Here is a 13,788-nt window from a genome sequence, read left to right as displayed (position 1 = left end):
CACCGTATTACTTGAGATTTAGTGAATAGATGGAAAGAATCCATCTAATTTGAGATAGATTGGCTGATTGGTGCATTTTAGAGGAAATTAACTGTAGAAAATCCATCTATTGCTCCAGAAGGGAGAAAATCAGCAGAAATAACAACATAAAATACATCTGATTTGTTTGTGGCGGTAGAGGAATGTTCAGCACCACCGCCCGCACAGCCCCTCTTTCGCACAGTTCCCCCCCGCTGCACAGCTCCCCTCGCCCGCACAGCCCCTCGCCTGCACATCACACCTGTTCCCCTCAATAAGTAAAAGGAAGAAAATTGAACAAAAGTGCGGGATATTACAAATCTAAATTTGGATAAATATGCTAAGTTTAAGGCATGCGTTAAGTATGGGAGAAGGAGGATTATACGGGCAAGTGTAGGAATCCAATCGGTTGTTTTACTAGTGTGTAATGTAGTGATAGAAATGAATTCAAGAACGTAGGAGGAGCAACAAATGAAAAAAGCAGTCATCGGCATACTCATGGCCTGCATCCTTGTCACAGGCACGGTAAACTTTTCATTGAATGTTCGCGCAGCAGATCCAAGTTCGGATGGTCATGGATTGATGGGAGATTTCTATAAATGTGAAAAAAATCCGAATGATCGTCAAGATATTACGGTGTTTAACTTTGATAATTTTCGAGGAGAAAGAGCTGTTGCTAATCTAAATGGGGATTCGTTTACAAGTATTTTCAACCAATTGTCGGGGACTCCCGATTACAATACTGCGCGGTTTACAGGAACTATTGTCCCTAAATACACAGAGGACTACACGTTCCATATGGTTGGTGATGATGGTTTCCGATTATGGATTAACGGTGAGAAGATTATTGACTTCTGGCAACAAACCTGGGATAACCCGCAAGATAGTGTTGCCATTTCGCTAGAAGCAGGCAAGCATTATGATATTAAAGTTGAATATCTGCAAGGCTGGGGCGGTTCCTGGCTGCGCATGGAGTGGGAAAGTGCTAGCCAACAGCGAGAAGTCGTGCCCGAATCAGCGCTGTATCTGCCTTCTGATCATATCCTTCCCTCGAAGAAAGAGGATTTGACGGCAGAGATTCAAAAGATTGATTATTTAACCGACAACTTTGCAGGTGAAGTAACCCCAGGTGCCTTAAACGACCTTCAAACAACGAAGGTTACTGCCGAGACAACGCTAAACACCATTGATGCCCAAACGATGACGGATGATGAAAAAGTGGCACTGCTCTCGCAAGCGATCCAAAACGTATCCGTTGCCAGATCCGATTTTATGAAAGAAATGGGTGTTTCTAGTTCAACGGTATTTAGCAAGTTTAATAATCCGCTTTATCAAGGGCAAGACCCTTTCGTCACGTATCATGACGGTTATTATTATTTCGTATCCTCGAGCAATTTGGATTCCAATAATAAAGTGTATGTATCTAAGTCGCGCACGCTAACCGATCAAGGTGAAAAGGTGCTGGTATTTGATTCACTAGGGACACAAACACGTATCTTTGCACCCGAAATATTCTTCTTTAATGGCAAATGGTACATCTATTACTGTGCAGATCGGCAGGATTACGGGTATCAGCATATGGCAACAGTACTGGAATCTACTACTTCAGATCCTCAAGGCCCATTCGTAGATAAAGGGGCTATTTATGCCGGTGAGAATGGCATTAATAAGCAAGCGAATGACTTTACGGTCTTTGAGCATCAAGGTCAATTGTATGCCGTGTGGGGAACATTGGGTGCAGGTGAACCGATTGGACCCGCTATCGCCCCGATGGATAATCCGTATACGATTTCAGTAGATCGCTCCTTCTTACCAGGGGGAGGCGGTGAAGGTCCCCGTGTGTTACAAAAGGACGGTAAAGTATTTATCACCATGTCAGAAGGTGACTATGCGTCCAATGGCTATCGGTTGTCCTATTTTATGAATACCGATGGGAATATATTGAATCCGAGTTCTTGGTCTCGCACGAATGATGTTTTCGTAGCAACAAGTGAAGTGTCTGGCCCTGCTAGAGCAGGATTTGTGAAGTCTGCTGATGGCACGGAAGATTGGATGATCTATCATTCACGTGTGTACAAAGATACAGGGCGCAATTGGTGGCGTGAAGTGAATATGAAGAAATTTGGTTGGAATCCAGATGGTACACCTAACTTTGGCCAGCCAGTTTCACCTAATGAATGGCAAGATCTACCTTCAGGAGATCCAGGTCAAGGAGATATGTACCAAGCTGAACATGCAGTTCTTTACGGTGATATTACCTCGGACCATACGCATACCAATTATCAAGGAACTGGTTATATTCATTTGCCGACAACATCTGGGGCTGAAGCGAGCCTCGTCGTACAGGCCCAGGAAGCCGGCGATTATATCGTTGGTACACGTTATGCCTATGGGGAACAAATCAATGGGGAATCCACGAATAACCCGACAACACAATTGCCAGGCAGAGCCAAAATCAATGTTTATGTGAATGGCTTATTTGCAAAATCTATTTTTCCTGATAAAACAGCCATTAGTTGGGATGAATGGTTTACCGATTCGCAGCGTTTGCGTCTGCAAGCAGGTGAAAACGTCATCAGTTATCGCATTGATAACCGTTCAATTGGTAATGTGAATTTGGACTATCTGACAATGTATAAGGCAGATGTACCGAATGTCATCGAAACGAACGAAGTAGCGGGGACATTGTCAGGTGCAACGGCTGTTCATGCTGGCCAACAATTCGAGATGACGTATGGCTTGACCCATGTGTCGAGTAGAGCGGAAGATGCGGTATACGCTCAGGAACTGCTCATTAATTATGATGCAGATAAGCTTGATCTTCACAATGCCGTATCGAAGAAGGAAGGTCTCACTGTTCTTGGATTTAAAAAGGTTGCCCCAGGGCAAGCGCATATTCTCCTTGCAAGTCTTGGCGCAGCGAATACGGTAACCACAGACGGCGACTTGCTCACGCTGCAGTGGAAAGCACTACAAACGACAGACAGTACGAGCATATCCATGTCTCCAGCGCGAATTGCCAATGCAAAGGGCGTGGAAACGTTGTTGGCACCGGTTGCGTTCGATGTGCAAGTGACTGGCGGGGGAACTCCGACATCGCCGGATGTTAACGCAGATGGCAAAGTGAGTATCGGTGATCTTGGTATTCTCGCCTTCAGCTATGGCCTCTCCTCATCCAGTCCGAATTGGGCTGAGATACAGAAGTTAGATTTGAACCATGATGGTGTCATTGATATTGTCGATTTGGCGGCATTAGCAAGAGCTATTATTCAATAACATGGAATAGATTTTGCGCGGTTACATAGAGAAGGAGGACCCGAAGGCCATATTGGCTACGAGGGCCCTTCTTTTTTTGCTCATAGGAGTGAATGCAGTTTTCAGTGGGTATGACGGAAAAGTGCAAAAAATCACTTTTGCGTGTAAAGACGCTTACACCGCAGAAAGCTACAATGACATTGTAAGCATTTAATTAGAGGAGGAAACACAAATGGTGCAAAAAAAGAGATTCATGGGGGCCCTAGTGGCAGCAACGGTTTTAGCAACATTGGTATCCGGATGCGGGACCAAAACAGAAACAACTTCGGCAACGAAAGCGCCTGACACGGCAAAGGCAACGGAAGCGCCAGCCAAAGCAGGCGACAGCAAGCTAGTCATCGGTTTCTCGCAAATTGGTGCGGAAAGCGGCTGGCGCGGGGCGGAAACGCAATCCATTCAAGATACAGCTAAAGCTGATCCGACAATTGAATTGAAGTTCTCCGATGCTCAACAGAAGCAAGAGAACCAAATCAAAGCAATTCGTTCTTTCATCGCTCAAAAGGTTGATGTCATCGCCATGGCTCCTGTTGTTGAAACAGGTTGGGAAGCTGTTCTAAAAGAAGCGAAAGACGCCAAAATTCCAGTTATTCTAGTCGACCGTGGTATCGATAAGAAAAATGAAGATTTGTACACAAGCTTCATTGGTTCTGATTTCATCACAGAAGGCCAGAATGCGGCCAAAGCATTGGCTGAGCACATGGGTGATAAAGGGAATGTCGTCGAGCTTGAAGGAACTGTTGGCGCAAGCGCAGCGAATGATCGTAAAAAAGGCTTTGACGATGAAATGAAAAAACATCCAAATATTAAAATCGTTAAATCACAAAGCGGTGATTTCAACCGTGCAACAGGTAAACAAGTGATGGAAGCGATTCTGAAATCGCCAGAAGGTAAAGATATTCAAGGCGTGTACGCACATAACGATGACATGGCACTAGGTGCGATTCAAGCGATTGAAGAAGCAGGCAAAAAGCCAGGCACAGATGTGAAAATTGTTTCCATCGATGGCATCAAAGAAGCTTTCGAAGCAATTAAAGCTGGCAAATTGAATACGGTTGTAGAATGTAACCCATTGCTAGGACCACAATTGTATCAAGCGGCGAAAGATTTGAAAGCAGGCAAAACGGTTCCGAAATGGATTAAATCCAATGAAGACGTGTTCTCTGGCCAAAAAGCAATCGATGCGCTTCCAAATCGCAAGTATTAATTAGTTAGTTAACCAGATATAGGAGTTATAGAGAGAAAACGAAATCAAGAGCGGGTTCGATGCTCTTGATTTCGTTTCATAAATCGATAGAGGAGCGAGTGCCATATGCAAGAACATCCCTTGTTAGTAATGAGCGGAGTCAGTAAATTTTTTCCTGGTGTCAAAGCTTTAACGAATGTGGATTTTCAGCTTCGTAGAGGAGAAATTCATGCATTAATGGGACAAAATGGCGCAGGAAAATCCACCTTGATTAAAGTTTTGACAGGTGTCTATGAGATGGATAAAGGGACAGTTTTCCTAAACGGACAGAACGTACTTATTAAATCACCGAAAGATGCGCAAGCACTGGGGATTAGCACGGTGTATCAGGAAGTTAATCTCTGCCCGAATATTTCTGTCGCGGAGAATTTGTTTATCGGTCGGCAACCACGCAAAAAGGGAGGTGCCATCGATTGGGCAGTGATGAATCGCAAATCGGAGGAGCTGCTCGAGCGTCTGAGCATCCGTCTTGATGTCACGAAGCCGTTGGCCGAATTCTCCATCGCCCTCCAACAAATGATTGCGATTGCCCGTGCGGTCGATATTTCATCAGGTCTCTTGATTTTAGATGAGCCGACTTCAAGTCTCGATCAACAAGAGGTCAAAGAGCTATTCCGAATTATGCGTAAATTGAAAGATGAAGGCATGGCGATCGTCTTCGTCACCCATTTCATGGATCAAGTGTATGAGGTGTCTGATCGAATTACCGTGCTTCGAAATGGTGAACTTGTTGGGGAGTACCCAACGGAAGAACTTCCTCGCATGCAGTTAATTTCCACAATGATTGGCAGAGAGTGGAAAGAAGAAGAGAATAAGAACAAAGTAGTCAGCATGAAGAAAAGCGAAGTATGGGTATCAGCGAATCAACTTGGCCGCAAAGGTTCTATCAATCCGTTCGATTTAACGTTGCATAAAGGTGAAATTCTAGGACTTGCTGGGCTGCTTGGCTCGGGGCGGACAGAAATGGCTAAGCTGATCTTTGGTATTGATAAGGCGGATGAGGGAGCTCTATCCATTGGTAGTGAACAGATGAGAGCGATGTTTCCCATGAAAGCGATTGAACATGGGTTTGCCTTTTGCCCAGAAGAACGTAAGGTTGAAGGGATTGTCGGCGAGTTGACGGTCCGGGAAAATATTGTTCTCGCCTTGCAAGCTAAACGTGGATTGTTCAAGCCGCTATCCCTGCGTAAACAGCAGGAGATTGCCAACCATTATACGGATCTTCTGCATATTAAAGCGTCCAGTATGGAACAGCGCATTGATCAACTGAGTGGGGGAAATCAACAGAAAGCCATTTTAGCTCGTTGGTTAGCAACGAATCCCAAGCTGCTGATCTTGGATGAACCGACACGGGGAATCGATATTGGCTCCAAAGCGGAAATTCGTAAATTAATATTGTCGCTCGCAGCGGACGGTATGACGATTCTGATGATCACATCGGAATGGGAAGAGATTATTGGGTGCTGTGATCGTGTCATGGTACTGCGAGATCGCGACATTATTGGCGAGTTGAAGGGTGAAGAAATTACGGAGCAACGGATTATGCATATGATCGCAGAAGGAGGGAGCAGAGATGAAGCCATTTAACACCCTATACGAGAATTTGGCACAAAAGAAGTTATTATGGCCCTCTGTCGGCATTATCATCATTTTGATCTTTAATGCTTTTTTTACACCGGGTTTTTTCAATATTCGCATGCAAGATGGTCACTTATTTGGGAGTCTCATTGATATTCTAAATCGTGGAACACCTATCTTAATTATTGCGCTTGGGATGACGCTTGTTATTGCGATGGAGGGCATCGATATTTCCGTTGGCTCTGTACTGGCCATTTCTGCTTCCTTGGCTGCATTTCTTATGCAAAAGCACGTTCCGTTCGTCTTCGCCTTAGGAGCAGGTTTAGCAATTGGTGCCCTTTGCGGCTTCTGGAACGGCATACTGGTCGCCAAGCTGAAGATACAGCCGATGATTGCGACACTGATTCTGTTGACCGTAGGGCGTGGGATCGCGCAGTTGATCTCAGGAGGTCAAATTATTACGATTTCCAATAAAGCCTATCGGTTTGTAGGTGGCGGCTATTTGCTAGGGATACCATTCTCTGTTGTTATTGCAGCCTTTGTTTTCCTAGTTCTTTACTTTGTTACACGTAAAACAGCGTTTGGCTTATTTGTGGAATCGGTGGGATCCAATCGTGTTTCCAGTGAGTTTACAGGCATTCACGCAAGCCGAATTATGTTGACGGTTTATATGATCTGTGGATTTTGCGCCGGGCTTGCTGGTATTATCGTTTCCTCCAATATTACGGGAGCGGACTCCAACAATGCGGGGCTATGGTTTGAACTAGACGCCATCCTAGCTGTCGTCATTGGGGGCACCTCGATGCGAGGAGGCCGGTTTTACTTGGGAGGTACGGTCTTAGGAGCACTCTTCATTCAAACCATGACGACCACGATCTATACATTAGGCGTCCCCTCGGAATCCGTTATGGTCGTCAAAGCTGTCGTTATTATACTTGTAAGCTTGGTTCAATCTGAAGTATTAACTTTGAAATTGAACAGTCTGTTCCATAGAAAAAGTGAAAAGAAGGTGCTTGTTAATGAAACTACGATTTAGAATTACATCGGCTAACATCACCATTCTTGCGACGATTGTTTTGTTCCTCTCGCTGTATGCTGCGGGTTCAGCGATGTTTGATAGCTTTTTTTCCATGCAAGTGTTTCTTAATTTATTTGTAGATAATGCTTTTCTTATTATTGTAGCAACGGGAATGGCCTTCGTCATTATTACAGGCGGAATTGATTTATCGGTTGCCTCCTTAATTGCTTTAATCAGTGTTATTTCAGCCGTGATGCTTCGAGCAGGCATTCATCCATTTGTCGTGATGCCATCTGTGTTGGTGCTTGGTACAGGATTTGGCTATGTACAAGGGTATCTGATTTGCCGTTTTAACATCCATCCATGGATCGTTACGTTAGGTGGTATGTTTTTGGCGCGAGGTACGTGCTTTTTGATCAGTCCTGAAAGTATTGTGATTGACAATCCGATTTATAGCGCAATTTCGAACTACCGAATTCCAATGCCAGGCAGCGGTTCTATCTCGGTTGGGGTTGTTATCGCCTTAGTTACGGTAGCAGCAGCTATTTATGTGTCCAAATTCACAGCGTTTGGCCGTAATGTGTATGCGATTGGCGGGAATGAACGTTCCGCTGAACTTATGGGTCTGCCCGTGTATGCAACGAAAATGGCTGTGTATACGATCAGTGGCTTTTGCTCCGCTTTAAGCGGTATCGTGTTTACTTTCTATATGCTTTCTGGTTATGGCTTGCATTTGATGGGCGGAGAGATGGATGCGATTGCGGCTTGCGTCATTGGCGGTATTTTGCTGACAGGCGGGTTCGGTTATTTAGTTGGCCCTATGCTAGGGGTATTGAGCGCAGGAGTCATCCAAACGATTATAATGTTTCAAGGCTCCCTAAGTTCATGGTGGACGAAGATCGTCATTGGTTTCCTACTGTTTGCTTTCATCGCGTTACAGCGTGTCATTGTTGCTAGAAGGGAAAGGAACCGCAATCCAGCCACTAGCAAGAAGTTGAAAAAGCGAATCCAAAATGCCGTTGAGATATGATAGTATTAGAAGAACTGGAAAGAGAGGAAGATACGACAGAGGAGGATCGGGGTGGGTGTACTCATTCGTTACTGGCAGGATCGCAGCATCCGATTTAAGCTGAATAGTATCTTTCTAATTATCATTCTCATTTCGATTCTTGCGTTAAGTTTATGGGGGAGCAGGGCCTACAGCACTTTCTCTGAAAATCAAGCAGATGCGAATACGCTGCAAATGATTCATCAAGTTGAAAGTAATGTCGATCTCTATATCCGTCACCTAGAAGATGTGCTCTCCTATATTAGTGAGGATGCATCTTCCAGTCAGTTTTTGAGAATGACTACGGTTTCAGGACCATCAACTGGAGACAATTCACAGATTACGAAAATGATGACGATGTATGCAATGAGAAACGAGGAAGTAACTGGCATCATGCTCGTTAATCAAAAAGGGGCCTACGTGTCCTATGAAATGGATCGGATTACACGAGACTCACTAACGGAAGAAGACTGGTACCAGGACGCGATTAAAGCACCAGGCGAAACGTTGATCATTAGTAACCCCATTGGACGCAATGTTGCCACCTCGCAAAACTACAGCTCCTACGATGTATTATCGTTAGTTCACGCTGTGCAGGATCCGCAAAGTCATGAAATCCTAGGTGTCGTTCTAATGGATCTTCGCATGGATATGCTGAAATCGATATTTGAGAATCTTAAACTAGGTAAGTCTGGATTTATGTACATACTCGATTACCAAGACCAAATTTTGTATGCGCCAACGAACAATATTGTGTATCGGATTCAAAGCGAGATGCTGCATAATGGTCAGCAAGGCAGCTTTACGCAAACGATTAAAGATCAGCGATATCGCATTCTGTATAATGACTCCAATACGAATAATTGGAAGTTTATTGGTGTCATTCCGAATGATGACTATGAGAAGGTTATTAAGGATATTCAACTGTACACCCTGATTGTAACCATTATTACCTTGGCGCTGGCCGTCTTCTTATCGACGTATTTTACGGGAACACTTATTCGACCTATACGTAAGTTAATGAGTTTGATGACCAATGTCAAGAATGGGGAATTAAATCAGCGTTTCGTTCCAAAAAGTAAAGATGAGATTGGTCAATTAGGGAACAGTTTCAATCATATGTTGGAAGAAATTAACAATTTAATTAACCTTGTTTATGTGGAACAGAAGAAAAAGCGGGAAGCCGAGCTGCAAGTGCTACAAGCGCAAATTAAGCCGCATTTCCTTTACAATACGCTGGATACCATTCAATGGATGGCACAAGAATACGAAGCTGACGATATTATTGAAATTATTGGGGCGCTGACGAATTTATTCCGAATTGGCTTGAATAAAGGCTATGAGTGGATTCCTATTCGTGACGAAGTGAAGCACGCGGAAAGCTACATGATAATTCAGATGTCACGTTATATGGATAAGCTGGATATTCAGTTTGATATTTCGGAAGAACTGTATCGGTATTTTGTGCTGAAACTTATTCTGCAGCCCTTAATTGAAAATGCGATCTACCACGGGATCAAAGCGCGAACAGGGAAAGGTACGATCAGCATTAGTGCGGAGAGGCAGTTTGATACGATCTTTTTCCGAATACAAGATGATGGGGCAGGTATTCCGCCAGAGAAATTGGAAGAGCTTAATCTGATTTTACGTGGTGAGAAGCAGCGTTCAGAGCAGTATGGCATCGGTTTGTTCAACGTGAATGAGCGGATACAGCTCACCTACGGTATGGCTTATGGCCTTCAAATTTTTAGTGAACTTGGCAAAGGGACAACCATTGAAGTGAGGCATCCTTTGATACATGTTGTTAAAAAAACAGGATGAGGTGACGACGGATGTTGAAACTGATGATTGCAGACGATGAGCCTCGCATTCGCAATGGTCTGTGTAAAGCGTTGCCATGGGGAGATATGGGGATACAGGTTGTGGCGGAAGCTGAGAATGGCCGGCAGGCGCTTGAAACAGCAGTTACCGTGCGTCCTGATCTCATGTTTGTCGATATTAATATGCCCATTCTGGGTGGGTTGGAGCTTATTGAACACCTGCAACAGGAGGTTCCCGGATGCTTAGTCATTGTGATTTCGGGGCATGATGAGTTTGCTTATGCGCAACAGGCGGTTAGACTGAATGTCTTCGATTATTTACTGAAACCAGTTCAGAAATCAGAACTTCAAGCCGTTGTGAGCAAAGCAGCAGAGGTACTAAACAAGGATCGGATTCAGCAAAGATACACACAGTGGATGAATCATAAATTTGAAGACAAAGCCGTGACCATGCGTGAAGATTTTTTGCGTAGTTGGATTACGGAAAGACTGACCCAGGATCAGTTTGAAGAGGATCATGAGTTCTATCAGCTGCATTTTCAAGGACCTCTCTCTTTACTTCTTGTGAAATCTCTGGGCAAAATGACGCTCAATGCGCCGGCGAAGACATGGGATCCGCAGTTGCTCGAGTTTGCAATCAAAAATATTTTAACCGAAATGCTGCCTCAAGTCCCGATTTCTGCTGTTCTCAGCGTCGAACATGGATTTATTGCTGCGATCTCACAAGTAAGCGATCTCACGGGGCTGCATGGGAAGTATGAAGAGTTTGAACATTCGGTGCAGCAATATTTGGGTGTCAGCATGCTCCTTACACATGTTGTCACCGAGCAACTGGAAGAGATCCCTTCGCTTTATCATGAGTTGAAGAACAGCCTCAGCAAGGAAAATACCTTGACACCGATTGTCATGATGACGAAAAAATATTTGGAAACCTACTACTATAGAGAAGATCTATCCCTGTCTGAGGTTGCCGAGCAGATGAATGTGAATGCGACGTATTTAAGCAAATTGTTAAAAAGAGATCTCGGCAAATCATTTATTGATTGTCTCACGGATATCCGAATTAAAAAGGCGATTCAATACTTGAATGACCCCACATCTAAAATGTATGAGATTTCGAGGCGAGTGGGTTATCAATCTCAGCATTACTTCAGTCATACGTTCAAAAAAGTGATGGGTGTTTCGCCATTGGAATATAGAAGACGTGGGGAATAGACATATGACGGGGAACTCACAGAAGCGTTTAGTTGGATATGGATTACTTGGAGTGATGGCGCTTACGGCCATCATTCTAGCTGTTTTTGGCGTTGTTAGTTTAAAGTCGGATAAGGCCGACAAGGATTTCTTGATCGGGATCAGCCAGCCGAACTTGAATGAATCCAGACAAATTGCCATGTACAATGAAATTCGCAATGAGGCAGAGAAGCATAAGAATGTCAGACTTATTTTTACGGATGCCGCTGAGAATAGTGAAAAGCAAATCAATGATGTGCAAAAACTTTTACATTATGGGATTGATCTTCTCATCATCTCTTTAAATGATTCGGAGAAGCTAACCCCAATCGTCAAAGAGGCTTATAAGAATATGCCGGTTATCGTACTTGGCCGAGGCGTCACGGGGTATGATTATTCAATGTTCATTGGTTCTGATAATTTAGCGATAGGTAAGAAGTCGGGGAAGTTGGCTGCTGATTTATTAGGCAGTAAGTATTCGAAAATTGTTGAGATCAAAGGAGCGATAGACTCCTCTTCCGTGGAGGAAACAAGTCTCGGTTTCCGTGCCTACTTGGATCGGACACCAGCGCTGCATATTACCAAAGTCATTGATGGCAATTGGCGGCGTGATCAGGCGGAAGATGAGTTGAAACGAACATTAACGGCAGAGCCAGATATCAAGCTCGTATTTGCTCACAGTGATGCCATGGCGCTTGGGGCGTATCGCGCTGTGGAAACGCTAGGCTTGCATGATGTGAAAATCATCGGAATTGATGGACTCGAGACGATGAACGGTGGTTACGATCTGGTCAAGCAAGGCACACTTAGCGGCACGGTAACAAGTCCAACTGGTGGGAAAGAGTCAATCCAGTATGCCCTTGATATTTTGAATCAAGAAAAGGTCATTCCGAAGAAGATTATTTTACGCAGTCATGTGATTACAAATGATAACGCTTACCCTGGTAAGGGGGACGGTGACGAAGTTGAGTCCTTGCCAAAAGTCCCTACGGGGACTGGAAACATGAAGAAGATTAAGCTTGGCGTTGCCGTTGTTGGCTCCGAAAGCAGTTGGCGTGCAGCGAATACGGAATCGATTATGACTACTGCGGGTAAAGATCCTGCCATTGATTTGCTCATCCAGAATGCAGAAGGAAATCAAGAAAGACAAATAGCCATCATTCGCAACTTTATTAAGTCCAAGGTGGATGTGATCGCATTTACGCCGTTTGTGGAGTCAGGCTGGGATGAGGTTTTGGCCGAGGCCAAAGCTGCGGGCATTCCGATCATATTGACAGATCGCAAGGTGAGAGTCGAGGATGACTCCTTATGGACGACGTTCATAGGATCTGACTTTGTTGAAGAAGGTCGCCGCGCTGCGCGTTGGCTTGTCGAGAATAAGAAAAACGTGAGTGGGGTCACAACAATTGCAGAATTGCAAGGAACGTCGGGTTCTGCTCCAGCGATTGAACGGAGACAAGGCTTTGAGGAAGTACTTTCTCAGCAAGCCAACTTCCGTATTATTGCCTCGGAAGAAGGCGATTTTACGTATGCAAGCGGCCAACAATTAATGGCGAAGATCATTGCTGAGGGTCAGGTGCCTCAGTATGTGTTTGCTCACAATGATGATATGGCCCTTGGCGCAATCAAGGCCATTGAACAGGCGGGGATGAAACCTGGCAAAGATATTGGCGTGATTTCTGTGGATGCCACGAAGCTTGCTTTTCAGGCTATGACCGCTGGTAAGTTGAACATGTCTGTGGAATGCAATCCGCTCTTGGGACCGCAAATTATTAAAGCTGCCAAGGAGCTTGCCGCAGGGAAAGAAATTCCGGTCAATATTATTACAGCCGAAGGGATTTTTGCGCAAGAAACAGCCAAACGGGATGTTACGACACGGAAGTATTAAGGATGACAAGTCTAGTAAAGGGCGTACGATGGTGCCCCTTTGCTAGGCTTGTTTTTTTATACCAGTTAGGGAGCTCTGTCGGCCAGTTGCGAGTCCCGTAACTCGATTTTATCGAGTTAGGGAGCACTGGAGGCCAGTTGCGAGTCCCGTAACTCGATTCTTCCGAGTTAGGGAGCACTGGAGGCCACGTGCGACTCCTGTAACTCGATTTTTTCGAGTTAGTGAGCACTGGAGGCCACGTGCGACTCCCGTAACTCGATTTTTTCGAGTTAGTGAGCACTGTCGGCCTGCTGCGAGTCCCGTAACTCGATTTTTTCGAGTTAGTGAGCACTGGAGGCCACGTGCGAGTCCCGTAACTCGATTTTATCGAGTTAGGGAGCACTGGAGGCCACGTGCGACTCCCGTAACTCGATTTTTTCGAGTTAGGGAGCTCCGGCGGCCTAGTGCGACTCCCGTAACTCGATTTTTTCGAGTTAGGGAGCTCCGGCGGCCTAGTGCGACTCCCGTAACTCGATTTTTTCGAGTTGGGGAGCACTGGAGGCCAGTTGCGACTCCCGTAACTCGATTTTATCGAGTTAGGGAGCACTGGAGGCCACGTGCGTCTCCCGTAACTCGATTTTATCGAGT

The 13,788-nt window shown here is 44.9% G+C and carries 8 protein-coding genes; all 8 read left to right on the top strand.

Going from position 1 to position 13,788, the window contains the following annotated elements:
- Positions 1-489: 489 nt before the first annotated feature.
- The 8 genes from ASG89_RS19045 (at position 490) to ASG89_RS35140 (ending at position 13,161) form a co-directional block, all read left to right on the top strand.
- Positions 490-3,294 carry a family 43 glycosylhydrolase gene (locus ASG89_RS19045; protein WP_057312489.1) on the top strand — a complete coding sequence of 935 codons (2,805 nt, stop codon included), beginning with the start codon at positions 490-492 and terminating at the stop codon, positions 3,292-3,294.
- A gap of 211 nt (positions 3,295-3,505) precedes the next feature.
- On the top strand, positions 3,506-4,537 hold the full coding sequence (locus tag ASG89_RS19040) for an ABC transporter substrate-binding protein (RefSeq protein ID WP_057312488.1): 1,032 nt from the start codon (positions 3,506-3,508) through the stop codon (positions 4,535-4,537).
- Between the two features lie 105 nt (positions 4,538-4,642).
- Positions 4,643-6,163, top strand: a complete 1,521-nt coding sequence (locus ASG89_RS19035; protein WP_057312487.1) for a sugar ABC transporter ATP-binding protein — start codon at positions 4,643-4,645, stop codon at positions 6,161-6,163.
- Positions 6,150-7,190, top strand: coding sequence for an ABC transporter permease (locus tag ASG89_RS19030; RefSeq protein WP_057312485.1), 1,041 nt, complete (start codon positions 6,150-6,152; stop codon positions 7,188-7,190). Before ASG89_RS19035 ends, ASG89_RS19030 begins: the two co-directional genes overlap by 14 nt.
- The gene (yjfF, locus tag ASG89_RS19025) at positions 7,174-8,202 is read left to right on the top strand and encodes a galactofuranose ABC transporter, permease protein YjfF (RefSeq protein ID WP_057312483.1); all 1,029 of its coding nucleotides are present in this window, start codon (positions 7,174-7,176) and stop codon (positions 8,200-8,202) included. The genes ASG89_RS19030 and yjfF overlap by 17 nt, the downstream gene beginning before the upstream one ends.
- A 51-nt stretch (positions 8,203-8,253) precedes the next feature.
- Positions 8,254-10,041, top strand: a complete 1,788-nt coding sequence (locus ASG89_RS19020; RefSeq protein ID WP_057312480.1) for a sensor histidine kinase — start codon at positions 8,254-8,256, stop codon at positions 10,039-10,041.
- Between the two features lie 11 nt (positions 10,042-10,052).
- A complete protein-coding gene (locus ASG89_RS19015; protein WP_057312478.1) occupies positions 10,053-11,255 on the top strand; it encodes a response regulator transcription factor in 1,203 nt (400 codons plus the stop codon).
- Positions 11,256-11,259: 4 nt separating this feature from the next.
- Positions 11,260-13,161 (top strand): substrate-binding domain-containing protein, encoded by a 1,902-nt coding sequence (locus tag ASG89_RS35140; RefSeq protein WP_157276713.1) that lies wholly within the window; start codon positions 11,260-11,262, stop codon positions 13,159-13,161.
- The last annotated feature ends 627 nt before the right edge of the window (positions 13,162-13,788 follow it).

The sequence above is a fragment of the Paenibacillus sp. Soil766 genome, from assembly GCF_001428105.1.
Classification (GTDB): Bacteria; Bacillota; Bacilli; order Paenibacillales; family NBRC-103111; genus Paenibacillus_E.
This window is presented reverse-complemented; position numbering and strand designations above follow the sequence as displayed.